This window comes from Flavobacterium sp. RSP49 (assembly GCF_003968735.1).
In the GTDB taxonomy this organism is placed as follows: Bacteria; Bacteroidota; Bacteroidia; order Flavobacteriales; family Flavobacteriaceae; genus Flavobacterium.
Map to the genome: position 1 here is coordinate 30,681 of NZ_RYDN01000002.1, position 24,897 is coordinate 55,577.

Genomic DNA, 24,897 nt, shown 5'->3' on the forward strand with positions numbered 1-24,897 from the left:
GATTTGTTTGCGAATCATTTCATCTAGGATTTGAATAAAATGACTCAGAGAAATCCTTTTTGGTTCAATTTGGAAAAAGTAGTTTTGTATTGCTATTCTGTTGTATTAAAGTTGCAAAACTACCACAAGCGGTAAGAACTAAAAATATAAATTTCTCATGTTAAATTATATGAAAGTCAGGATCTGGACTGTATTTAAAAGCCCAGCAACAATAGTATTAGCTTCGTGTTCGTGTAGCGAAGAGTCAACATCAAGTGAAATAAAAAAGAAGTGAAAAAAGAGGAAGGTGAAGTAGCATGCTGGACTATTTGTCCGGAATGTCAGGGACGTGGCAAAAAAAGTCGTGGGATCAGCAAGAAAGCGCGACTCCGCTATCAACTAGCATTTGATCTATTTGAAAAAACAAAAGGCGAAGGAGCGGCTCCAGTGTATCCCAAGGGTCACTTATACTCCTGTTTGAACTGTTACGGATTCGGTTTGGTTCATTCGGATAGTCACCCGGTTGCGGATAAAAAAAACTTCCCACACGTTGCTATTATCGGTGGTGGTATAGGAGGAGTGGCTCTAGCAGTGGCTTGTTTGCACCGCGGGATTCCTTTTACGCTATTTGAACGCGACAGCAACTTCGATGCTCGCTCTCAGGGCTACGGACTTACTTTGCAACAAGGGAGTAAAGCGATCGAGGGATTAGGTATTTTTTCTTTAAAAGAAGGAGTGATTTCAACAAGACATCTGGTTCATACTGCAGAAGGAAAAGTGATTGGGGAATGGGGAGTCAGAAAATGGATACAGTCAGATACGAAAACATCTCCCAAGCGTTCCAATGTACATATTGCACGACAATCGATGCGTTTAGCCTTACTAGAGCAACTCGGCGGACAGGATGCAGTACAATGGGGGCATCAGTTGGTAGCGTTTGTAGCATGTAAGGATGGTGTTGATTTAAGCTTTCAAATAGACGGGAAAATAAAGAACTACAAAGCAGATCTTGTGGTTGGAGCCGATGGCATTCGTAGTTCGGTACGGACGCTACTGATTGGGGAGGATATTACTCCATTACGATACCTAGGTTGTATTGTGATATTGGGAATTTGTCCTTTAAGCCGTCTCGAAGGTCTTAATAATTCTTTACTGGACTCAGCTACAGTATTTCAAACCGCCAATGGCAATGAGCGGATCTACATCATGCCTTATACGTCAGACTCAGTGATGTGGCAACTTAGTTTTCCAATGCCAGAACAAGAGGCTAAGACATTAAGCGCTCAAGGACGTCAAGCACTCAAGGAAGAAGCTTGTCATAGAACGCAGTGGCACGATCCCATTCCTCAGATTTTAGCGGCGACCCTAGAGGCACAGATTTCTGGATATCCTGTGTATGATCGAGAATTGCTCCAGTCAGAAATGATGGAGAAATGGGGAGGTGTTACTTTGATTGGTGATGCGGCTCACCCAATGAGCCCCTTCAAAGGACAAGGGGCAAATCAAGCCTTGCTAGATGCACTTTCGCTGGCTCGGGAAATCTCAAAGGGATGTAGTCCTTTATCTCAATGGAGAAAAGTTGGAATAAGGGAAAGTGTGTTAACGAAGTTTGAAGCGGAAATGTTAGAACGCAGTGGGATCAAAGTGCGTGATTCAGCTGCAGCTGCAGAGTTCTTACATTCTGATATCGTGCTTCAAGAGGGAGATTCGCCCAGAGGACGGAGTCTAAAGAAAAAAGACGCTTAGATATAACTTAAAGAGTTGGTGATCTGTTGCGGCAACAATTTTAATATTGATCCTAAACGAAGTGTTCAATTAAGGATTAAACATAAAAAACTCCTTAATTTCTTAAGGAGTTTTGTGGGCAATGAGGGGTTCGAACCCCCGACCCCCTCGGTGTAAACGAGGTGCTCTGAACCAGCTGAGCTAATTGCCCTAAACAATTTGGTTACTTTCGATTCCGTTATTGCGTGTGCAAATATACGCCACTTTTCTAGATTTGCAAGTAAAAACTAAAAAAATTATAAAATTTCTGCTACTACAAAGGTGCTTCCACCAATGTATATAAAATCAGTTGCTCCGGAATTTTTCAGTGCGGCATGATAAGCTTCTGAAACAGAATTGTATATTTCCCCTTTTAGGTCAAAGCTAGCCGATTTCTGTTTTAGAATTAGAACATCCAGCCCACGAGGAATATTGGGTTTGCAGAAATAATAAATTGCTTTTTTAGGAAATAAAGGCAGGATTTCGTTCAAATCTTTGTCATTTACAACTCCCAAAACAATATGTAATGCTTCAAAAGTTTGTTTTTGGATTTGATTCAACACAATTTTCAGTCCATTTTTGTTATGTGCAGTATCGCAAATAACTTTGGGGAATTCTCTTAATTGTTGCCATCTTCCCTGCAGTCCGGTATTTTTCACCACATTCAATAAGCCGGATTTTACATTTTCAGAAGTGATTTTAAATTCGTTCTGATTGTTTAAAACGGTGATGGTTTCTAATACTGTTTTTTTATTGTGCCTTTGATAATCGCCAATTAAATCAGAGGGATAGGTTTCTGAAATTAAATCAGCAGCAAAATAGATTTCCGAATTGCATTCTTTGGCTTTAGCCAAAAAAACAGGTCGGGTTTCAGGAGTGTATTCTCCTATTATCACGGGAAGGTTGGGTTTGATAATTCCCGCTTTTTCAAAAGCGATTGATTCAAGTGTGTTGCCCAAAAATTGCGTGTGGTCCAATCCTATATTGGTAATCACCGAAACTAATGGAGTGATAATATTGGTAGCGTCTAATCGTCCGCCCATTCCCACTTCTATAACGGCGATGTCTACTTTTTCTTTGGCAAAATAATCGAAGGCTAAACCAACGGTCATTTCAAAAAAACTCATGTCATTGGATTCAAAAAAATGTTTGTGTTCATGGATGAAATTAGTAACAAATTCCTCGGAAATATCCTTTCCACTAATTTTTATACGTTCCCTAAAATCCTTTAAATGTGGGGAAGTGTACAAGCCAACTTTATACCCGGCTTCTTGAAGTATGGATGCCAACATGTGCGAAGTAGAGCCTTTTCCATTAGTTCCCGCAACATGAATGCATTTTATTTTTTCTTGAGGATTGTCAAGATGTGCTGTGAGTAAATGCGCATTGGTTAAATCTTTTTTATAGGCTGAAGCACCCTGAAGTTGGTACATCGGAAGTTGGTTAAACATCCAGTTTGTTGTTTCCTGATAATTCATTTATAAAGGATAAAGACTTAATAAATTATTGAGTCAATTTGAAGTTGTATATTATTTTTCCGGTTTGTTTGTCTGGAGCGGCATTGTCTGATTGCCACTTAGTATTCATTGCAGCAATTTTAGCCTGATCTAACAAGCATTTCGCCGTATTTGTAGTGCCTTTTACGCCTGGATTGGCGCTAATGACTTTGCCATTTCGGTCTACTGAAATTTGAACGACTACGGTTCCTTGTTCTTGGCAAAGATAATTGGGTTGTGGCATATTGAGTGCTTTTCTGTTGCCTAATTGATAATTTCCATATCCGGTGCCGTTTCCTGAACCGTTGCCGTAACCACTTCCTGTCCCTACTCCTGATCCTGATCCCGTTCCGGAACCGCCACTACCATTATAGCCTCTTGCATTTGGATCACCATTTAGCTTTCCTTTGTTTCCTGCTGTTCTGTCGTTTCCGTCACCAGATTTGTTGGAGCCGTTCAGAATACTGGATAAAGCATCCGAGGTTGATTTAGAAGGTCGAGGTGCTGGCTTTAGTGTGTTTACTTTTGCACTATTTTTTGTTTGCGAAATCGCTGGTGCTTCAGTGGTTTCCTGAGTCAAAACTTTATCTACTTGGGTAACGGTCTGAACCGGAACTGTTTTTGATTTTGGTGTAGCCAAATCTTTAAACTGATAATTTTTGCCGGAACCCACTTCGCTGTTGCCAAAATTTATTGTAATTTCTCCGCCACCACCACTTTCAGACTCTGCAGGTATTGGGTCAACACTAAGTTTTATAAATAGCAATAACAGGAACAAGAGTATAAAAAATACGCTTGTTATTGTGAATGATTTTTTTTCGTGTTCGGTTTCTAAAATTTTCATCGGTATTCTATTTTTTTAGCCCAGACGGAAGTGACAGCGTGAAAGGTTTGAAAATTTATTTTAAGACTAAAAGCTGTACTGTAAAGCATGAATAGATTTTAATAAATTATTTTGGGCTTACCGCTAAGACAACTTTAAATTTATTTCGGTAGGCAATATCCATTACACTTACGGCTCTTTCTATTGGTACGCCTTCTTCTACGTGCAAAAGTATGGTAGGGTCGGTTTGGTTTTCCAGCATAGTCTTTAGCTTTTCTTCTAATGTGTTTTCAGCAAATTTATCTTTATCGATGAAATATTCCAATTTGTTATTGACACTGACCGAAACGTTTTTTATTTCTTCTGATTTACCGGATGATTTTGGTAAAACTAAGTCTAACGCATTGTTAGACACGATGGTTGTTGATGCTATCATGAAAAAGATGAGTAACAAAAACACGATATCGGTCATGGACGACATATTGAATTCTGCCGAAACTTTATTTCTTCCTCTTAAGTTCATAGGGTTACGTTGGTTCGTTTAATAAATCTAGAAATTCAACTACATTGGCTTCCATTTGGTTGACAATCTTATCCGTTTTGGTTACGAGATGATTGTACCCTACATAAGCAATGATTCCTACAATCAAACCAACAACGGTAGTCATCATTGCGGTGTAAATTCCTTCTGATAAAGTGCTCATTTCGATTTTATTGCTACCGCTTTCGGCCATTTTGTGAAAGGCAATAACCATACCCACAACGGTTCCTAAAAATCCAGTCATTGGGCCAGCTCCCGAAATGGTAGCTAACATACTTACGTTCTTTTCCAATTTATAAATTTCCAGTTTACCGGCATTTTCGATTGCCGTATGAATATCAGCCAATGGTTTTCCTATTCTGGAAATCCCTTTTTCAATCAAACGAGCCACTGGAGAATTGGTTTGAGCACAAAGGATTTTGGCTGCATCAATTTTGCCACCAGAGATATTACTTTTAATTTTATTCATGAAATTAATATCTATTTTTGAAGCCGCATTGATGGCCATAAGTCTTTCAAAATACAGATATATAGCAAAAAAAAGCATAATAAAAATCACGGTCATGATAGTTTGTCCAGCAAGTCCACCACTAAAAACAATATCCATTACAGACATTTCGGGTTTTACGGGAACTTGGGATATAGCTTGCGCCGCAACAGCTGTTGAATCGATTTGAAGAAATGGGATCATTAAATATGAGTATTAATATTAAAGATAAAGTAAAATGTCAATAGGTTTGAACAGTTAAAAACGTCGAAATTTACTAAAAATTGTTAAGAGTAAAAAGGAACTGCCATAATATAATAGGAGTACTTTTTTTAAATTAAAAACAGAACTGGGATTAAGCCAGTTTTTTAATAATCTGCTTAATCCCAGTCCTGATAAATAGTAAATAATGCGATTGTATTTTAAGTAAGCTGCTTCAATGCTATTTCAAAAGCAGTGGCGCTAATATTTGTTCTACTTGGATTCAAATTATGTGCTTTTTCAATCGCTTTTTTAATAATTTCTGAAGTGTCTTGAAAAATAGCTTCATCCGTCATTTGTACTTTCTTTTCCATGAAATAAGCAAAAACACGAGCCATACCGCAATTAGAAATAAAGTCAGGAATCAAACTCACTTTATGATCTACATCTTCCATAATTGGACCGAAAAATATTGCTGTGTCAGCAAAGGGAACATTTGCACCACATGAAATTACTTCAAGCCCATTTGCAATTAAGCTGTCAATTTGAGATTGAGTGACTAATCGCGAGGCGGCACATGGAGTGAATATTTCAGCACCGATTGTCCATATTTTTTGATTGATTTCTTCAAAAGGAATCATGTTTTCGGCCACCAGTTTGTTTCCGTCTTTGGCCAAAAATAAAGCTCTAATTTCTTCAAAAGTGAATCCTTCTTCCTTTATTAATCCACCATCTCTGTCGATAATACCAATTACTTTAGCACCCATTTCGGCTAAGTAAAATGCGGCAGCTGAACCGACATTTCCAAAACCTTGTACGATTGCTTTCTTTCCTTTTACATCGCCACCATAAATCGTGTAATAATTACGAACGGCTTCGGCAACGCCATAACCTGTAATCATATCAGCAATAGTATATTTTCTGGAAACATCTGGTGAGAATTTTGGATTTTCAATCACTTTCACCACACCCTGACGCAATTGTCCAATTCTGTTGATTTTATCTGCTTCTGTCGGTTTGAAGTGACCGTTGAAAACGCCTTCTTGAGGATGCCAAACGCCACATTCTTCCGTCATGGGAATTACTTCATGAATTTCATCCACATTCAAATCGCCACCGGTTCCGTAATAGCTTTTCAATAATGGAGAAACGGCTTTATACCAGCGTTGTAAAACGCCTTTTTTTCTTGGATCATTCGGGTCAAAATTAATTCCAGATTTAGCGCCGCCAATAGCTGGCCCGGAAACCGAAAATTTCACTTCCATGGTTTTTGCCAGAGACAACACTTCATTCATATCTAACCCTTTTCTCATACGAGTACCGCCACCGGCAGCGCCACCACGTAGCGAATTGATGACTGTCCATCCTTCAGCTTCAGTTTCAGCATCTTTCCAATGGAAAACTATTTCAGGTTCTTTATTTTCGAATTTCTTTAATAAATCTTTCATTTGTTGCGATATATTTAATTTTGGCAAATATAAAAAATAGAATAATGTGAAATCTGTATTTTTAGTTTTATTTTGGAGAATAAATAATTCCCGAACTGTGATCTGATTTTGCACCTGTAACGCTGCTCAATACATTTATTTCGCCTCGTAATTTTAAAACACCCAGTAATGCAAAAATCAACGCTTCTTTAAATTCCAGAATTTTAGTTGATGGAATAATAATTTTCATTTCCGGTAAATGACATTGAATGCGCTCCATCAGAAAATCATTGTAAGCGCCACCGCCAGTTATGAAAAGGCTTCCTTTCTTATTGGGCAAAGCCACCGAAATTTGCACTGCCACGTGTTCTGTGAACGTGTTTAATTTGTCTTCAATGGGAATGGAATAGCTTTCTATAAGAGGTAAAACGGTTTCTTTCACAAATTCAAAACCCAACGATTTAGGATGTTTCTTTTGGTAAAAATCCAACGCATTTAATTCCTGTACTAAATCTTTGTTGCAAATTCCTGTTTTCGAAATACGGCCTTTGTTATCATAATCTAATCCCAGTTGATTGGCATAAAAATTCAAAACAGTGTTTACTGGTGAAATATCAAAGGCAATTCTTTTGTTGTTTTGTTCAAACGACACATTCGAAAAACCGCCTAAATTCATGCAATACTCGTATTCAGAAAATAAAATGCGGTCGCCAATAGGAACCAAAGGGGCACCTTGACCTCCCAATTGCACATCCTGAATTCTGAAATCACAAACAACCGTTTGGCTAATTAAAGGGGCAATTCCCGGCAAATTTCCAATTTGAAGTGTGAATCCGTTTTGGGGTTGGTGCAAAATAGTATGGCCGTGGGAACAAACGGCATCGAGATTTTTTATTTCATATTTTCCGATGAAATCAGAAATGATAGCAGCCAGAAGTTGCGTGTAATCTTGATTTAATTTTTGGAGAGCAGTTTCAGAAAAACCGACAGCTATTTTCAATTTGTTTAACCAATCAATGCTATACGGAACCGTCTCGGATTCCAGGATTTGAAAGTCCCATTCATTATTTTTGACAGTAAAGACAATATATGCCAAATCTACACCATCCAGTGAAGTTCCGGACATGACTCCTATAATTGTATACTTTTCTTTAAACATTGGCTAAATTTACGAAATCGTTTGAAATCTAATATTTAATAATTACTTTTGACGACAAATTTAAGAACATTTAATTTACAATAAAAATATGGATTTTAATCTAACCGAAGAGCATTTAATGATTCAGCAAGCGGCGCGCGATTTTGCAAATGCAGAACTGTTAGCCGGAGTTATAGAAAGAGACGAACATTCAAAGTTTCCTACTGAACAGGTGAAAATGATGGCTGATTTGGGTTTCATGGGAATGATGGTGGATCCTAAATATGGTGGATCCGGTTTAGATAGTATTTCGTATGTTTTGGCTATGACCGAAATTTCAAAAGTTGACGCTTCTGCGGCAGTAATTATGTCGGTGAATAATTCATTAGTTTGTGCTGGCCTTGAAAAATATTGCAATGAAGAACAAAAAATGAAATATTTGGTTCCGCTTGCAAAAGGGGAAGTAATTGGAGCATTTTGTTTGTCAGAACCAGAAGCGGGTTCAGATGCCACATCTCAAAAAACAACGGCAATAGATAAAGGGGATCATTATTTGTTAAATGGGACTAAAAACTGGATAACCAATGGTTCTTCAGCGTCAACCTATATTGTAATTGCTCAAACAGATATTGAAAAAGGACATAAAGGAATCAATGCTTTTATCGTAGAGAAAGGTTGGGCGGGTTTTGATATTGGACCTAAAGAAAAGAAAATGGGAATTCGTGGTTCAGATACGCATTCTTTGATGTTCTCTGATGTGAAAGTTCCGAAAGAAAACCGAATTGGAGAAGATGGTTTTGGGTTTAATTTTGCGATGGCAGTTTTAAACGGAGGACGAATAGGGATTGCTTCCCAAGCATTAGGGATTGCAACCGGAGCGTACGAATTAGCATTGAAATATTCTCAAGTGAGAAAATCTTTTGGAAAGGAAATTTTCAAACATCAAGCGATCGCTTTCAAATTAGCGGATATGGCTACTCAAATTATGGCGGCAAAAATGCTAGTTCTAAAAGCAGCTTCTGAAAAAGACGAAGGGAAAGATATTACGCAATCGGGTGCTATGGCTAAGTTATTTGCTTCTCAAACGGCAATGGATACTACAATTGAAGCTATTCAAATTCACGGCGGAAATGGATATGTAGCTGAATATCATGTGGAGCGAATGATGCGGGATGCTAAAATTACTCAAATTTACGAAGGAACTTCTGAAATACAACGAATTGTAATTTCAAGAACATTAGTTTCCTAATTGACCCATCTGGTAAAAATATATATTTACAAGCCATTAATGAATTAAGAGAATTAAGACGTATCTGTTTTGATGAATCTTAATTTCTTAATGGTTTTTGATTTAAAAAAAAAGCTACATTTACTAAAATATTTACGTTTATGTCTGAAGATTTAAAATATTGGTATTTGCGCGATCACAAATTGTTTCGAACATTGAGTTTTGGACAAATCAGACAGTTGTGTATTATTACTGGTTTTAAAAAAGCACAGAAAGGGGAAATTATTTATTTTTCCTCTTCGGATTTGCCAAGAATTTTTCTACTAAAAAAAGGAAATATAAAAATTGTTGCGGTTGATGAAGACGGCAATGAAACAATTAAGGATATTATTCAAAAAGGAGATTTATTTGGAGAACTGGCTTTGGAAGCTGATAGTCAGTCTAATGAATATGCAAAAGTACTTTCGGATGATGTGGCTATTTGTAGTTTTCTAATGTCGGATTTTGAAAATTTATTATTACAACATCCAAGTCTGGCGTTGTCTTACACCAAGTTTGTAGGATTAAAGATGAAACGCATTAAGAACAGTTATTCTAATTTGATTTCTAAAGACGCCAGAACCAGATTGTTTCAGTTCCTGAAAGATTGGGCAGAGAAAGAAGGAAAAAAAATAGGCGATAAAGTAGTTATTGAAAATTACCTGACCCAAAACGATATTGCTCAAATTATATGCACTTCGAGGCAAACAACTACACAATTACTGAATGAAATGGAAGCGAATGGGACTATTGTTTACAGCAGGAGAGAAATTATTATACCGGATATCAGTGCATTATGATTAATGTCGTGAAACTGTAACATAGCCGACAAATCAGTTCGAAATAGTACTGTAGTTTTACAACTTCAAAATGTAACATTATGAAAAAAATAATTTGTCTGGCCTTATTTGCAATTGGATTATCCGCTCACGGTCAAAATAATTTACCAAAATTAGCCACAGAAATCGCCCCATTGCTTATTGGAGAAAAAATTCCTACTTTTACTTTGAAATCTGTAGAAAATAAGGATGTTAATGTAACGGAATTAATCAGTAAGAAAAGAACGGTTTTAGTTTTTTACCGTGGTGGTTGGTGCCCATATTGTAATGCTCATTTAGCTGCCTTGGCCGATGTTGAAAAAGAATTGTTGGATTTGGGATATCAAATTATCGCTATAAGTCCCGATGCTCCAAAAAGCTTGAAAGGTACAGATGATAAAGAAAAGTTAAATTATTTGTTATTGTCAGACAGTGCAGGTGAATTGTCGGAGGCGGTGGGGATTGCTTTTCAAGCGCCAGAAAATTATAAAGCCATTCTCAATAAAGGTTCTGAAGGGGTAAATAGTTCTTTTTTACCTGTTCCGGCGGTGTTTATTTTAAATGTAAATGCGGAAATTGAATTTGAGTACATCACTCCAAATTTCAAAAACAGAATTTCAAATGATTTGTTGATAGCCGTTGCAAAATCGTTACGTAAATAATCATGAAAAAGCCGCTGTTTGTGCTAACCATTTTGTTCGCTTTTTCTGGCTTTGCACAAAACGACAGCAAACGAATGGATAATTTTAATCTTGAAAAAAATCTAATTATTCAAGGATATGATCCTGTAGCTTATTTCAAACAAGGAAAAGCAGTGAAAGGCAAAAAAGAAATAACAGCATTGCATGAAGGCGTGGTTTATTATTTTTCGATGCCAGTAAATAAAGACTATTTCTTAAAGAATCCTTCAAAATTTGAACCGCAGTACGGAGGTTGGTGTGCTTTTGCGATGGGAGAATCTAATGAAAAAGTGTCTATAAATCCCGAGACTTTCAAAATAAAGAATGGGAAGTTGTATTTGTTTTACAATGCTTTTTTTAATAATACATTGAAAAGCTGGAACAAGAATGAATCTGGATTGATGATAAAGGCCGATGCAAATTGGAATAAAATAGTGAATTAAAAAAATGGAAATCATGAAATTATCTCTGTTTTTCTGGTTACTGAGACTTACAGCAGCAGTAATTTTACTCCAAACGCTGTACTTCAAATTTACGGGGAGTAAAGAATCGGTTTCTGTTTTTTCTGCTTTGGGAATAGAACCTTTTGGACGAATTGGCATTGGAATTGCCGAGTTGATTGTGGTAATTTTGATCTTAATACCAAGAACTTCCTTGTTTGGCGCTGTATTGGGTTGCGGAATTATGGTTGGTGCGATTTTTACTCATCTGTTTGTGCTTAGGATTGAAGTGAAAAATGATGGTGGGACACTTTTTATTTTGGCTCTAATTACCTTTCTTTGTTGCGCTATTTTAGTTTGTAAGGATAGAACTAAAGTGATGAATTTGTTGAATTAAAACGTAAATATGCTACTACCTTCTATTAATAATAGTTTAAACGAACTGATTGATTTGCTGAATCAATTGTCACATAAAGAGTATTCAAATTCTTGTGCGGAATTAAGTAATGCAACTATTGGGGAGCATACCAGACATATTCTTGAAATGTTTCAGTGCTTAGAAAATCAATATGATTCAGGCTTTGTGAATTATGACAAAAGAGAACGAAATACGCGTATTCAAACGGATACGACTTTTGCTATTGAAAATATCGTCTTGATTCAACAAAATTTAAACAAGAAAAATAAAAATATAGAGTTGTTGCAAGTTATTAATGGAGAGGAAATCCGAATTGAGAGTAATTATTTTAGAGAATTACTGTATAATCTCGAACATTGCATTCATCATCAGGCACTTATAAAAGTAGCTATTTTACAATGTGAAACAGTAACTATTGACCCTAATTTTGGAGTTGCCCGATCTACCATAGAATATAGAAATCAATGTGCACAGTAAGTTTTGTAGCAACGAATGATACAATTATCATTACCTCCAATCGGGATGAAAAAACAGTAAGACCCACTGCAATACCTCCAAAAAGTTATACCGTAAACGGAAAAAATCTTATTTTTCCTAAAGATCCGAGAGCGGGAGGGACGTGGTTTGTGGCGAATGCTGACGGAGTAATTTTGGTGCTTTTAAACGGTGCCGAAGAAAAGCATGAAGTGCAGCTTTCATATCGAAAAAGTCGCGGCTTGATTGTTTTAGATATGATCAGCAGCTTATCGCCAAAGGATTTCTGGAGCGAAATTGATTTGGAAAACATAGAACCTTTTACATTAGTTTTATTTCAAAACAACGCTCTTTTTCAATTGCGCTGGAACGGAAAAAAGAAAGAAACAATATCTTTAGACATTCGTAAAAACCATATTTGGTCTTCATCTACGTTATATCCATTAGCCATTCGTGAACAGCGTTTACAGTGGTTTCAAACTTTTATGAATGAGAACCCTGAAATTTCCGAATTAAAAATGCACGATTTTCATCGCTACGCCCAAGAAGGGAATGATGAAAATGGCTTAGTTATCAATAGAAATGACGAATTGAAAACGTTGAGTATTACACAAGCAGTTATTGAAAAAAATAAAGTAGCGATATTGCATTACGACTTGATTTCGGAACAGGATTTTTTGACCTCATTTATCACCGTTTAATACGTATACATTGACCCGAGTTATGATGAACAGGCGAATCAAACTATTTTTTTATAAAGTTACGCATTGGGAATACTGGCCTTTCCTGATTGTGTATATTCCAATTTATTTTCTTTGGTCCTATTATTCCATCAAGGCAAAATCTATTTTTTTCTTTAATGCGTCTAATCCAACCATAAAAAATGGCGGCTTTATGATGGAGTCCAAAAAACAAATCTACAATTTGATTCCACAACACTATTACCCAAAAACGGAATTAATAAAAGAAGGAACTACTCTTGAAGAAATTTTAAATACGATTCAAGTAGCAAAAATAAAATATCCTTTGATTGCAAAACCAGATATTGGATTGCGAGGCTCCGGAGTCAAAAAAATTAACAATGTTCAAGATTTAAAAGAATATGCTGAAAAAGCAAATTTTGATTATGTAGTGCAAGATTTAATTCCGTTTGACAATGAAGTCGGGATTTTTTATGTGCGCCATCCTCTTGAAAAAACCGGCAGAATTACCGGAATAGTTTCTAAAGAATTTCTGATTATTACCGGAAACGGATTCTCCACCGTAGAAGAATTAATCAAAGAAAATCCACGATACGAACTGCAATTAAAGGTTTTGAAAAAAGAATACGGAAAAAAACTACTCGAGATTCTTCCAAAAGGAGAAAAATTGAATCTGGTGCCGTATGGTAATCATGCACGAGGCGCAAAATTCATAGATGGAAGCCATTGGGTCACACCAAAATTGACACAAACTATTAACGAAATGTGTTTGCAAATTCCTGGTTTCTACTTTGGGAGAATGGATGTGATGTATAATACCATTGAAGAACTAGAACAAGGATTGAACTTTTCAGTTGTGGAGCTGAATGGAGCGGCTAGTGAACCCACCCATATTTATGATCCAAAACATTCTTTGTTTTTTGCTTGGAAAGAACTTGCGCGTCACATTACCTACATGTACGAAATAAGCGTGGCAAACCATAAAAATGGTACTCCATATTTAGGGCATAAAGAGGGGATGAAAGAGTACAGAATGCATCTGAAGCAAAGCTATAAAATTGTAAATTTCTAAAATAATGAAGGCATTAAAGAACATTTTTGTTGGTTTTTTAGTGAGTTTTATCGGGTCGATACCCTTGGGTTATTTGAATGTTGTAGGTTTCGAAATCTATTCAAAGCTAGGAATGAATAGCTTGTTTTTCTTTTTATTAGGAGTGATTTTCGTAGAGATGGTTGTGATTTATCTCACTTTAATTTTCGCAAAGCAATTAGTAAACAATAAAAAATTAATCAAAATTATTGATTTTTGTGCCGTTCTCTTTCTGTTGATTTTAGGGTATTCTTTTTATGCTAATTCCAGTCAAATAATGGAAGAACAAGGGATTTTAGAGAGTTATGCTATGTGTTCTCCTTTTCTTATTGGTGTATTGTTGAATTGTATCAATTTTCTTCAAGTACCGTTTTGGACCGGCTGGAATCTCTATTTGATAAATGGGGATTATATTTCCATTGTAAATAAGCTCAAACTGTATTATATTGCAGGAACTTTGGTAGGCACATTTTTTGGGATGTTAAGTTTAGTTTTGATATTAAATACCTTATCTAAAAACACAACCAGTTTTTATCAATATGTAATGCCAGTAGTAATTCCGTCATTTTTTGTGGTTTTGGCTCTTGTTCAAATGGGTAAAGTCTACAAGAAATATTATCGAAATAAAACCCTTTTATAAAATAGAAATCTCAATATCATGAAAAAAGCATTCCTATCTCTTTTTTTAATTTTCTTAGGTTGTCTGTCAACTCAAGTTATTGTCGCCCAAACAGCTAGTAAGACGCAAAAAAAACCAGTTGATATTGACTATAAAGTATCAGAAAATGACGTTGCTAAAACATTAAAATATTTAGCTTCAGACGAACTGGAAGGAAGGGAAACCGGAAAAGAAGGAATGGTAAAAGCGGCGGATTATTTGGAGCAGTTTTTTAAAGACAACAATGTAAAACCTTATTTCAAATCGTATCGCGATACATTATCCACTTTTAAGGGAACCGCTTTTAATATCGTCGGTTTTGTTGAAGGGAACGATCCGGTTCTTAAAAATGAATTTATAATGCTAAGCGCACATTACGATCATATTGGCTTGGATAAAAAAGGAGTGAAGGGAGATTTTATAAACAATGGTGCCAATGATGACGCTTCAGGAACAACTGCAGTTGCTGAAATGGCAAAATATTTTAGCATAGCCAAAAACAATAAGCGAAGTATTCTTTTTGTATTTTTTGCAGGAGAAGAAAAAGGGTTATTAGGTTCTAAGCATTTAGCCAAAAAACTGAAAGCGCAAGATTTTAAATTGTATGCTCAATTCAATATTGAAATGATTGGTGTGCCAATGAAAAGAGCGTATCTAGCTTATATTACTGGTTTTGATAAATCCAATATGGCAGGAAAAATCAATGAATATACTGGAAAAAATACGATAGGTTTTCTTCCAAAAGAAGCCGAATATAAATTATTTTACAGATCCGATAACTTCTCTTTTTATGATGTTTTTAAGGTGCCTTGCCAATCAGTGAGTACATTCGATTTTGAAAATTTTGACTTTTATCATCATGTTTCGGATGATTTCAAAGCGATGGATATTCCTCACATGACTTCTTTTATTCAAGAATTATTACCCGCTGTAACGCAAATGGCAAATACGCCAACACAAGAAATCGTATTGCTTAAATAGTTTTAGAAACCGGCTGATTCATATTATACGCTAATATAGAATAGTCATTATTATTGAACTGAAAATCCCCAATAATGGTCCATTTCAGTTTTTTGGTATGCGCTTTCATAGACGGGATATTTATTTTATTGATAAATGTCAAACCCAACGCATATTTTTGTGCCATGTGTATTCTCATGAATTCAAACAATGGTTTGATCAATCCCCTGCCACGGTATTCCTTGTGAATGCAAATGGGTCCGTATTGAAAACTATTTGTTGTGGTGATTTTAAAATCTAAAAAGTGTAATTCAGGAAACAAGGAGCTCATGTAATTAAAAATGGGCCATTGTTGGAAAAACTCCCAACTTCCTGCAAAAATGTAAGCAATGATTTTGTTGTTTTTCTTGGCAATAAATAATTCTGATTTTTGAATAACTTCGGTTAGTTGTAGTATTGAAAATGGCGTAGTAACAAATCCAGAAATTTTTTCTTCTTCGGATAAATTTACTACAAGATACAATTCTTGTAATACCAATACATCATCAATGTCACTCATTTTTGCAGTTTCGAATTGTATGCTTTCGGTCATTTTTCTTGAAATCTGATGTTAATTTGGTTTGTCAAAAATAATTAAAATTCCTGAAATTTTTAATTTTTATTGTAACAACAATCCTTTGCCTAAAGCCTTACTTTTTTGTCGTTTTTGTTTATTTTTGCAACATGAAAAATATTATCATCACAGGAACGAGTAGAGGAATAGGATTTGAATTGGCATTGCAATTTGCCAATGCGGGACACCAAGTACTAGCCATATCCAGAAAGATTCCTCAAGCTTTATTGGGCAACGAGAATATTATCTGTCTTTCAGTTGATTTGTCCAATGAATCTGAATTAGTGAAAGTAAGTGATTTCCTTTCTAAGTCTTGGAAACAAATAGATGCAGTCATTCATAACGCCGGAAGTTTATTGTTGAAACCTTTCTCAGAAACGACTCAGGAAGATTTCGAAAACATCTATAAGGTCAATGTTTTTGGAGTGGCTAATTTGACTCGAATTTGCCTGCCTTATCTGCAAAAAGGAAGCCATGTAGTAACCATAAGTTCTATGGGTGGGATTCAGGGAAGTTTAAAGTTTGCTGGATTAGCAGCGTATAGTTCAAGTAAAGGAGCCGTGATTACGTTATCAGAGTTATTAGCTGAAGAATATAAAGAACGCGGGATTTCTTTCAATGTTTTGGCTTTGGGTTCCGTGCAAACAGAAATGTTGGCAGAAGCTTTTCCGGGATATCAAGCGCCAATATCAGCGGGCGAAATGGCGAATTATATTTATGATTTTACTTTGACTGGAAATAAATATTTCAATGGTAAAGTGTTGCAAGTTTCTTCTACGAATCCTTAATTTATAACTCACGTCTATTTTGAGCGAAACCTTAGCCAGATTTATTCCAGAGCATGCGGTAAAACCCGTTTTTGAACTTATTGTTGCTAATCAAGTGCATCTTAAGATTGTCAACGAGCGTCAGACACGTCATGGTGATTATCGAAAAGGCTTAAACGGAAAGCATGAAATCACGGTAAATTCAAATCTCAATAAATACAAGTTTTTGATTACCTTGATTCATGAAATATCGCATTTGGTTGCGTTTGAAAAATTCGGTAGAAATATTAAACCGCATGGAAACGAGTGGAAATATTCTTTTCAACGGTTGATGATTCCTTATATTCGACCAGAAATTTTCCCAAATCAATTGTTGCCTTTGTTGGCTAGACATTTCAAAAATCCTACAGCCAGTAGTGATACTGATGCTACTTTGGCATTAGCCTTGAAACAATTTGACCAGCAAAATGACAAAAATTATGTGTTCGAGATTCCCTACGGTAGTGTTTTTAGGATCCAAAATGGAAAGATTTTCAAGAAAATAGCCGTAAGAACCAAGCGTTTTGAATGCCTAGAAATGAGTTCTGGAAAAATGTATTTATTCAATCCAAATGCTGAGGTGGAATTGTTGAAATCCAGTTAGTTTTTACTCTTTCAAATACGCTTCCCGTACTTTTTTGAATAAATTTGAAGAATAAACAAAGGCAACAACTGCCTCATTATCGGTTCTGAAAATTTCTTCTTTGTTTCCTTCCCAGGCTTTTAAACCATCTTTTAGGAATAGAATTTTCTCTCCAATTTCCATCACGGAGTTCATATCATGCGTATTTATGACCGTTGTGATATTATATTCTTCAGTAATTTCCTTAATTAGATTATCAATTAATATAGCGGTATTTGGATCCAATCCCGAGTTTGGTTCATCACAAAACAGGTATTTGGGGTTGTTTACAATGGCGCGGGCAATAGCAACGCGTTTTTGCATTCCTCCTGAAATTTGCGAAGGGAGTTTTTTATGGGCGTCAGTAAGATCGACTCTTTTTAATACAAAATCTACGCGCTGCTGAATTTTTGCTTTATTGTCTCTAGTGAACATTTTTAATGGGAAGCCAACATTTTCAGCTACAGTCATGGAATCAAATAAAGCACTTCCTTGAAAAACCATTCCAATTTCAGTGCGAAGTTCTCGTTTTTCGTCAGACGTTAATTCCGAGTAAATTCGGCCATCAAATGAAATTGTTCCAGATTCCGGAGTATGAATGCCTAAAAGACTTTTGAGCAAAACTGTTTTTCCGGATCCACTTTGTCCAATAATTAAATTGGTTTTTCCGGTTTCAAAAACCGTAGAAATACCTTTAAGAATTTTATTTCCACCAAATGATTTTTCTATGTTTTGTACTTCTATCATGATCCTAGTAACAACTGTGTTAGTATATAATTGAATAGTATTATGGAAACTGATGTCCAAACAAAAGAAACGGTACTGGCTTTACCTACTTCAAGCGCACCACCCTTCATATAATAGCCATGAAAAGAGGGGATTGTGGCCAGTAACATGGCAAATATCAGTGTCTTTATGAATGCATAAACAATGTGGTACGGAATGAAATCCATCTGTGTGCCATTTATAAACTCAGTACTAGAGATAAAACCACCATAAACTCCTGCCATCCAGCCTCCCAGAACTCCCAGAAACATTGCAATTCCTATTAAGAATGGGTATAATAATAAGGCGATTATTTTAGGAAAAACCAAGTAATTTAAGGAGTTTACACCCATCACCTCTAAGGCATCAATTTGTTCGGTAACCCGCATAGTTCCTATACTGGAGGTAATAAACGAACCCATTTTTCCGGCCATAATCACGGAGATAAAAGTGGGGGCGAATTCTAATATTACGGATTGTCGTGTCGCAAAACCGATAAGATATTTTGGAATTAATGGGTTAGTTAGATTTAAAGCAGTTTGTATAGCAACTACACCTCCAACAAAAAAAGAGATAAAGGCAACAATACCAAGAGAGTCAATGATTAGGTCATCAATTTCCTTGAAAATTAAATTTCTCATCACAGACCATTTGGTCTGTTTATTAAAAATTTCTCTCAGCATTAGGAAGTATCTTCCTATCTGTGTTATATATCGAATAAGCATCATAAGTTTTGCGAATATGGGCTAAATTACAAAAATTGTAAGGAGTTATATCTTTCAATTTAGCAGTTTTTGATTTTGGAAGCTAAAAAAGCTTTTCCTTCATTTTTTTTAAACGATATTTTCTAATGAATTTTGCTTGTTCTTCTGTAACTAATAATGGAGTTTTAGCTGCTTTAGCTTTCCAATAACCGCCGATGTAATCTACAAATAGTAGCGGTTTTTTCTTCATTATTGCCAGCTTTGCCGAAGCGATGGAAGTGATTAAAAAGCCGTAGCCTAAAGTATAAAATGCTTCGCCTTGTTTGTAACGTGCAGTTTTATTGTAATTAGCGCCAGTTGGTTTTAGGTGTTTTACCAGTAATGAAGTGTCCGTAATGACTTTCCATCCGTAAAATTTACATAGTAATTCATCTACGGTGTCCCAACCCATTGCCGGTTTTAAATTACCTATTTGCTCGAAGCATGCTTTTCTATAGGCTTTGAATGCGCCACGAATATGGTCTTTGTCAGTAAGATTTTCCAGAATCCATGTGCCATTTTTTTCGATATAAGCAAATCCGCCTGCCATTCCTATTGTTGTATCTTTTTTGAAAATGTTTAAAATAGTTTCAAAATAGTTGTTGGGCAGAATTAAATCGGCATCCAGTTTCACGATTACGTCATAATTTTCATCTAATGTTTCATAACCTTTGTGAAAGGCCTGAATAACTTTACTTCCCGGCAAATGAATTGCTTGGGAGGTTTTTGTGACCAATGTGATAAACGGATTTTCTTTGGCGAAAGCCATAACTATTTCGGCCGTTTTATCAGTAGAATTGTCATTGACTACGACTACTTTTTTGGGCAAAATGGTTTGCGAAATCAAAGAATTTAGCGTTAAAGCAATAAATGCTTCCTCGTTATGGGCCGGAATAACAATGTAATAATTCATTTAAAAATTTTTAGATTTTAGATTTTAAATTTCAGATTAACGATTTGTTGCAAGTCGTTAATCAGAAATCAGAAATCAGAAATCGTTAATCTATTTGATTTTTTCAGCGTAAACAATATAATATCGGTTGGTAAACTTTCTTAATAAGGGACGAATTCCAAATTTTTTAACGGGATTGGTCCATTTTTGCCGGTCTATTATTTTCCAGCCTGTTTTTTCTAATAGCCAATCGAGTTGCCAGTCTTCAAATTCATGGTAATGCCTATCCCAGGGGTCTGTTTTACTGCGGTAAGCTGGAGAAAACCACAGTCGCAATGGTATAGAAATAAAAAGTTTATCCGATTTTATTTCGTTTAAAATAGTGAAAGGATTTAGTAAATGTTCAAAGATTTCGAAAGCGGTTACAACCTCTTTTTGTTCTCTTAAAAATACGGATTGGTCCTTGTCTAAGTCTTCTCCGGTTGTGTTTGTAATTGTAAATCCTTCGGATTTCATGATTTTAGAGAAAGGGTTTTCAACGCCTAAGTCTAAGATGGTCTCTGAGGAGGAGACATGTTTTTTTAGAAATTCTAAAGTATGTTTAAATCTTTTATTGGGAAACGTTTTTTCGTACATGTTTTTTTGATTTGTCCGCTGGGGAACGAAGGCACAAATATAGTAATAAATGTGTTTTTGAAGATTGTTTTTTAGCCCGGATGGCAATGAAAATCCCGGAGCTTCAAAATGTAGTTTTTCAAGGTGCAAAAAGCGACTAAAAGAAGCTTTATTGCACCTTAGAAAAACAAGTTTTGTAGTGAGGAATTGTAATGGACAGCCGGATTAGCTCCTGATTACAATTTCCTAAAAAGAATTAATATCGGTAAATAAAGGCGTTGATGTTCATTCCTGCTCCAACCGAGGCAAAAATCATAACATCTCCTTTGTGTATTTCCTGATTTTCTATTTTGCCTCGGATGAGCAGGTCAAAAAGAGTTGGAACGGTAGCAACACTGCTGTTTCCCAGTTCATGGATACTCATGGGCATGATGTCTTTAGGAACTGTTCTGTCGTATAATTTGTAAAAACGCTGTATGATTGCTTCGTCCATTTTTTCGTTAGCCTGATGGATAAGAATTTTTTTGACATCATCAATACCTAGTCCGCTTTTGTCTAAACAACTTTTCATGGCTGCAGGGACATGATTTAATGCAAATTCATAGATTTTACGTCCGTACATTTTTATGTAGCGAATGTCCGGATCTAAATCAGGATTGTAGGATTTTCCAAAGAATAAATAGTTGGCTTCGTCATTTGCATAGGTGGCACTTTCATACGCTAACAAACCGGTGTCATCATCTGAAGCTTCAATGATAGAAGCGCCAGCACCATCTGAGTAGATCATGGAATCCCTGTCATGCGCATCGACTACTCTGGAAAGCGTTTCTGAACCTATAACCAAGCAGCGTTTTGCCATGCCGGATTTGATGTAAGCATTGGCTTGAAGTACGCCTTCGATCCATCCGGGACAGCCAAAAAGGATGTCGTATGCAACACATTTTGGGTTTTTTATTTGTAGCTTGTGTTTGACACGTGTGGCTAAACTTGGAAGCATATCGGACTGGCTTGTGCCGTATTTTACATCCCCAAAGTTATGAGCAAAGATGATGTAATCTATTGTTTCAGGATCAATTCCAGCATTTTTTATTGCTTTTTGAGCAGCAAAAAAAGCGAGATCAGAGGAGTTTAAATGATCCTCTGCATAACGCCGGTGTTCAATTCCGGTAATGCCCTTAAATTTATTAATGACTACTTCGTTTGGATAACCAAAAGCAGTTCCATCCTCGTTTAAAAAAACATGTTCGCCAAAATCTGTATTGCTTATTTTTTTCTCAGGAATATAACTTCCTATTCCAGCTATTTTTATTTTCATTGCGTTAATTTTCCAAAATTTATGCTAAATTAATCATTAAAAAATTAGTAAAGTCACAATGTTTACTATGCATGCATATAATTGTGAAATAATAATTTATTGGCTAAAATATTGAATTTTTTATTGTAAAAGGAATGTTTTGATGCGATTTTTATTTCTTACTTCTTTCAAATTAAAAAAAAATCTTTTTCATTTTTTTTGATCAAGGGGCTTCTCTGGTCAGGTAATTTTATTGCGCAAAAAAAATGTCTCGATTTCTCGAGACATTTTGTGGTGGTTTAACTTTCCATATAGGCTTCAATTGGTGCGCAGGAACAAACTAAGTTTCGGTCTCCATAGGCATCATCTGCTCTTCGTACGGTTGGCCAGAATTTATTCTCTGCAATGTAATCTAATGGGAAAGCGGCTTGTTCCCGAGTGTAAGGAAAATTCCAGATATCAGTAGTTAGCATGGCTAATGTGTGCGGCGAATTTTTCAAAACATTGTTTTTGTCTTCTAATGTTGCGTTTTCAATTTCTTTACGGATTGCAATCATGGCATCACAAAAACGATCTAACTCTTCTAGGTTTTCACTTTCTGTAGGTTCAATCATTAATGTTCCTGCCACTGGGAAAGAAACCGTAGGTGCATGGAAACCGTAATCCATCAAGCGTTTTGCAATATCAGTAACTTCAATTCCTTTTTGTTTGAAAGGACGGCATTCTAAAATCATCTCGTGTGCGGCACGACCCATTTCTCCAGAATACAACGTATCATAATGACCGTTTAGTTTCTCTTTAATATAGTTGGCGTTTAAAATGGCATATTGAGTAGATTGTTTCAATCCTTCGGCACCTAGCATACAGATATAGCCGTAAGAGATCAAGCACACTAATGCGGAACCCCAAGGTGCGGCAGAAATTGCTGTTATCGCGTTTTCTCCACCAGTTGGAATTACAGGATTAGTAGGTAAAAACGGCACTAATTGTGGTGCTACGCATATAGGTCCTACTCCTGGTCCGCCGCCGCCGTGAGGAATCGCAAATGTTTTATGTAGGTTCAAGTGACATACATCAGCGCCAATAGTTGCAGGATTTGTCAATCCAACTTGCGCATTCATATTCGCACCATCCATGTATACTTGGCCTCCGTTATTGTGTATCAATTGTGTGATTTCTCTAATGGCACTTTCAAAAACTCCATGAGTCGATGGATAGGTTACCATCAAACAGGCAAGATTGTCTTTGTGTAAAACTGCTTTTTCGCGTAAATCTTCTACGTCAATATTTCCGTTTTCCAATGTTTTAGTTACCACTACTTTCATTCCTGCCATCGCTGCTGATGCAGGATTCGTTCCGTGCGCGGATGATGGAATTAAAGCAATGTTTCTGTGGTGATCTCCTCTTGACTGGTGGTACGCACGAATCACCATTAATCCGGCATATTCGCCTTGAGCACCTGAATTAGGTTGTAATGTTGTTCCTGCAAAACCAGTAATGACGTTTAATTGGTTTTCTAATTTAGCCAACATTTCCTGATATCCTTGCGCTTGATCAAGCGGTGCAAACGGGTGAATGTTATTCCATTGTGGCATGCTTAAAGGCAACATCTCTGAAGCGGCATTCAGTTTCATGGTACAAGACCCTAATGAAATCATCGAGTGATTCAACGCTAAATCTTTTCGTTCTAACATTTTGATGTAACGCATCAAAGCTGTTTCTGAGTGATGTTTATTGAAAACATCGTGTTGTAAAAACGTTGATGTTCTGTTTACGTTTTCAGGAAAATGATTGGTTTTTGATAACGTTTCAATTAGTGTAAGCGGAGTCCCATTTGCAGAAGCGAAAACAGCAATAATTTTATTCAAATCAGCAATGCTTGTCGTCTCGTTTAAGGAAATTGAAATCGTATTATCATCAATGTAATAGAAATTAATTTCGTTTTCTTCTGCAATTGTTTTTACTTTTTTAGCGTCAGCCTTGATGACAATGGTGTCAAAGAAAGCAGTGTTCATTTGCTGGAAACCAGATTTTTCTAATGCATTAGCCAATGTCGCTGCTGAAGCATGTACTTTATTTGCAATATATTGCAATCCTTTTGGTCCGTGATACACGGTATACATTCCGGCCATAACGGATAATAATACTTGAGCGGTACAAATGTTAGAAGTCGCTTTATCCCGTTTGATGTGTTGCTCACGGGTTTGCAACGCCATACGCAAGGCGCGGTTTCCATCCGTATCAACTGTCACGCCGATGATTCTTCCTGGCATACTTCTTTTATATTCGTCTTTTGTTGCAAAATAAGCGGCGTGCGGACCACCGTATCCTAGCGGGATTCCAAAACGTTGTGTTGTTCCAAGAACAACAGCAGCGCCTATTTCTCCGGGAGGTGTCAGTTTAGCCAAACTCAAAATATCAGCGGCAACAGCTACTTTTATTTCGTTTGCAGCTGCTTTAGCGATAAAGGCAGTATAATCATGTACTTGCCCAAATTTTCCCGGATATTGAAGGATTGCTCCAAAATAGTCCGATGAAAAATCGAATGTTTCATGGTTTCCTAGTACTAATTCGACACCAATTGGCGTGGAACGTGTTTGTAAAACGGATAAAGTTTGGGGTAGTATTTCTTCAGAAACGAAGAATTTATTGGTGTTATTTTTCTTTTGATCCCGGGAGCGAACGTCAAAAAGCAATGCCATTGCTTCTGCGGCTGCAGTTCCTTCATCTAATAAAGAGGCATTTGCAATTTCCATTCCGGTTAATTCGATAACCATCGTTTGGAAATTCAAAATGGCTTCTAAACGGCCTTGCGCAATTTCGGCTTGATACGGCGTATAGGCAGTATACCATCCTGGATTTTCAAATACATTTCTTTGTATCACTGCAGGAATAATTGCGGCATTGTATCCTAAACCAATGTAGGATTGAAAAACTTTATTTTTATTTCCTAGTTTCTGGATGTGATTTGCAAACTCATATTCGGTCATTGCAGGTTCTAAATCTAAATCAGATTTTAAACGAATGTCACTTGGAATCGTTTCCTGAATCAATTGTTCCAGCGTTGCTGCCCCAATTGTCTTTAACATGTGTTCTAAATCATTTTCTCTAGGGCCAATGTGTCTTAATGCAAAAGCGTCTGTTTTCATTGTATATAAAATAGGTTGTGTGTTTCTTGTTTTAAA

General features: G+C 36.3%; 26 protein-coding genes and 1 tRNA gene. 13 read left to right on the forward strand and 14 right to left on the reverse strand.

All coding sequences use genetic code 11. The annotated features are described in order from the left end of the window. The first annotated feature begins 270 nt into the window (after window positions 1-270). Window positions 271-1,725 carry an FAD-dependent oxidoreductase gene (locus EKM02_RS01685; RefSeq protein WP_126451754.1) on the forward strand — a complete coding sequence of 485 codons (1,455 nt, stop codon included), beginning with the start codon at window positions 271-273 and terminating at the stop codon, window positions 1,723-1,725. Between the two features lie 115 nt (window positions 1,726-1,840). Here EKM02_RS01685 and EKM02_RS01690 read toward each other — a convergent pair. From EKM02_RS01690 to EKM02_RS01720, 7 genes are all read right to left on the reverse strand, one after another. After that, a tRNA-Val gene (locus EKM02_RS01690) sits at window positions 1,841-1,915 on the reverse strand. A gap of 85 nt (window positions 1,916-2,000) precedes the next feature. Further along, complete coding sequence (locus EKM02_RS01695) at window positions 2,001-3,221, reverse strand: bifunctional folylpolyglutamate synthase/dihydrofolate synthase (RefSeq protein ID WP_126451755.1); 1,221 nt, start codon at window positions 3,219-3,221, stop codon at window positions 2,001-2,003. A 25-nt stretch (window positions 3,222-3,246) separates the two neighbouring features. Beyond that, on the reverse strand, window positions 3,247-4,083 hold the full coding sequence (locus EKM02_RS01700) for an energy transducer TonB (protein ID WP_126451756.1): 837 nt from the start codon (window positions 4,081-4,083) through the stop codon (window positions 3,247-3,249). Window positions 4,084-4,189: 106 nt separating this feature from the next. Then, entirely contained in the window at window positions 4,190-4,585 is a 396-nt protein-coding gene (locus EKM02_RS01705) for an ExbD/TolR family protein (RefSeq protein WP_126451757.1), read from the reverse strand. 4 nt (window positions 4,586-4,589) lie between these two features. Further along, entirely contained in the window at window positions 4,590-5,294 is a 705-nt protein-coding gene (locus EKM02_RS01710; protein ID WP_126451758.1) for a MotA/TolQ/ExbB proton channel family protein, read from the reverse strand. A gap of 218 nt (window positions 5,295-5,512) precedes the next feature. After that, on the reverse strand, window positions 5,513-6,739 hold the full coding sequence (locus tag EKM02_RS01715) for a Glu/Leu/Phe/Val dehydrogenase dimerization domain-containing protein (RefSeq protein WP_126451759.1): 1,227 nt from the start codon (window positions 6,737-6,739) through the stop codon (window positions 5,513-5,515). Between the two features lie 67 nt (window positions 6,740-6,806). Next, a complete protein-coding gene (locus EKM02_RS01720; protein ID WP_126451760.1) occupies window positions 6,807-7,877 on the reverse strand; it encodes an anhydro-N-acetylmuramic acid kinase in 1,071 nt (356 codons plus the stop codon). Between the two features lie 88 nt (window positions 7,878-7,965). On the opposite strand from EKM02_RS01720, the gene EKM02_RS01725 reads away from it, so the two are divergent. From EKM02_RS01725 to EKM02_RS01770, 10 genes are all read left to right on the forward strand, one after another. Next, a complete protein-coding gene (locus tag EKM02_RS01725; RefSeq protein ID WP_126451761.1) occupies window positions 7,966-9,105 on the forward strand; it encodes an acyl-CoA dehydrogenase family protein in 1,140 nt (379 codons plus the stop codon). 140 nt (window positions 9,106-9,245) lie between these two features. Continuing rightward, window positions 9,246-9,923 carry a Crp/Fnr family transcriptional regulator gene (locus EKM02_RS01730; protein WP_126451762.1) on the forward strand — a complete coding sequence of 226 codons (678 nt, stop codon included), beginning with the start codon at window positions 9,246-9,248 and terminating at the stop codon, window positions 9,921-9,923. Between the two features lie 80 nt (window positions 9,924-10,003). Continuing rightward, window positions 10,004-10,603 carry a peroxiredoxin-like family protein gene (locus tag EKM02_RS01735; protein WP_126451763.1) on the forward strand — a complete coding sequence of 200 codons (600 nt, stop codon included), beginning with the start codon at window positions 10,004-10,006 and terminating at the stop codon, window positions 10,601-10,603. Window positions 10,604-10,605: 2 nt separating this feature from the next. Next, window positions 10,606-11,064, forward strand: a complete 459-nt coding sequence (locus tag EKM02_RS01740) for a YHS domain-containing (seleno)protein (protein ID WP_126451764.1) — start codon at window positions 10,606-10,608, stop codon at window positions 11,062-11,064. A 13-nt stretch (window positions 11,065-11,077) separates the two neighbouring features. Continuing rightward, the gene (locus tag EKM02_RS01745; RefSeq protein ID WP_126451765.1) at window positions 11,078-11,458 is read left to right on the forward strand and encodes a DoxX family protein; all 381 of its coding nucleotides are present in this window, start codon (window positions 11,078-11,080) and stop codon (window positions 11,456-11,458) included. Window positions 11,459-11,467: 9 nt separating this feature from the next. Continuing rightward, window positions 11,468-11,956 carry a DinB family protein gene (locus EKM02_RS01750; protein ID WP_126451766.1) on the forward strand — a complete coding sequence of 163 codons (489 nt, stop codon included), beginning with the start codon at window positions 11,468-11,470 and terminating at the stop codon, window positions 11,954-11,956. Continuing rightward, complete coding sequence (locus EKM02_RS01755) at window positions 11,944-12,654, forward strand: NRDE family protein (protein ID WP_126451767.1); 711 nt, start codon at window positions 11,944-11,946, stop codon at window positions 12,652-12,654. Before EKM02_RS01750 ends, EKM02_RS01755 begins: the two co-directional genes overlap by 13 nt. Window positions 12,655-12,679: 25 nt before the next feature. Next, on the forward strand, window positions 12,680-13,726 hold the full coding sequence (locus EKM02_RS01760) for an ATP-grasp domain-containing protein (protein ID WP_126451899.1): 1,047 nt from the start codon (window positions 12,680-12,682) through the stop codon (window positions 13,724-13,726). A gap of 4 nt (window positions 13,727-13,730) precedes the next feature. Continuing rightward, entirely contained in the window at window positions 13,731-14,384 is a 654-nt protein-coding gene (locus EKM02_RS01765; protein WP_126451768.1) for a hypothetical protein, read from the forward strand. An 18-nt stretch (window positions 14,385-14,402) separates the two neighbouring features. Next, on the forward strand, window positions 14,403-15,383 hold the full coding sequence (locus EKM02_RS01770) for a M28 family peptidase (protein WP_126451769.1): 981 nt from the start codon (window positions 14,403-14,405) through the stop codon (window positions 15,381-15,383). Here the strand turns inward: EKM02_RS01770 and EKM02_RS01775 are convergent. Continuing rightward, the gene (locus tag EKM02_RS01775; RefSeq protein WP_126451770.1) at window positions 15,376-15,954 is read right to left on the reverse strand and encodes a GNAT family acetyltransferase; all 579 of its coding nucleotides are present in this window, start codon (window positions 15,952-15,954) and stop codon (window positions 15,376-15,378) included. The genes EKM02_RS01770 and EKM02_RS01775 overlap by 8 nt on opposite strands. 131 nt (window positions 15,955-16,085) lie before the next feature. On the opposite strand from EKM02_RS01775, the gene EKM02_RS01780 reads away from it, so the two are divergent. Continuing rightward, a complete protein-coding gene (locus EKM02_RS01780; RefSeq protein WP_126451771.1) occupies window positions 16,086-16,763 on the forward strand; it encodes an SDR family NAD(P)-dependent oxidoreductase in 678 nt (225 codons plus the stop codon). 19 nt (window positions 16,764-16,782) lie between these two features. Beyond that, window positions 16,783-17,385: a SprT-like domain-containing protein gene (locus tag EKM02_RS01785; RefSeq protein ID WP_126451772.1), complete on the forward strand. Its 603-nt coding sequence runs from the start codon at window positions 16,783-16,785 to the stop codon at window positions 17,383-17,385. 3 nt (window positions 17,386-17,388) lie between these two features. On the opposite strand, the gene EKM02_RS01790 is transcribed toward EKM02_RS01785, so the two are convergent. The 6 genes from EKM02_RS01790 to gcvP form a co-directional block, all read right to left on the reverse strand. Then, on the reverse strand, window positions 17,389-18,150 hold the full coding sequence (locus tag EKM02_RS01790) for an ABC transporter ATP-binding protein (RefSeq protein ID WP_126451773.1): 762 nt from the start codon (window positions 18,148-18,150) through the stop codon (window positions 17,389-17,391). After that, window positions 18,147-18,896, reverse strand: coding sequence for an MlaE family ABC transporter permease (locus EKM02_RS01795; protein ID WP_126451774.1), 750 nt, complete (start codon window positions 18,894-18,896; stop codon window positions 18,147-18,149). Before EKM02_RS01795 ends, EKM02_RS01790 begins: the two co-directional genes overlap by 4 nt. Before the next feature lie 79 nt (window positions 18,897-18,975). Beyond that, complete coding sequence (locus tag EKM02_RS01800) at window positions 18,976-19,824, reverse strand: glycosyltransferase (protein ID WP_126451775.1); 849 nt, start codon at window positions 19,822-19,824, stop codon at window positions 18,976-18,978. 90 nt (window positions 19,825-19,914) lie between these two features. Continuing rightward, window positions 19,915-20,439 (reverse strand): methyltransferase, encoded by a 525-nt coding sequence (locus EKM02_RS01805; RefSeq protein WP_126451776.1) that lies wholly within the window; start codon window positions 20,437-20,439, stop codon window positions 19,915-19,917. Window positions 20,440-20,674: 235 nt separating this feature from the next. Then, window positions 20,675-21,733, reverse strand: coding sequence for a 3-oxoacyl-ACP synthase III family protein (locus EKM02_RS01810; RefSeq protein WP_126451777.1), 1,059 nt, complete (start codon window positions 21,731-21,733; stop codon window positions 20,675-20,677). A 278-nt stretch (window positions 21,734-22,011) separates the two neighbouring features. Then, window positions 22,012-24,861: an aminomethyl-transferring glycine dehydrogenase gene (gene gcvP, locus EKM02_RS01815; RefSeq protein ID WP_126451778.1), complete on the reverse strand. Its 2,850-nt coding sequence runs from the start codon at window positions 24,859-24,861 to the stop codon at window positions 22,012-22,014. Window positions 24,862-24,897: the final 36 nt, after the last annotated feature.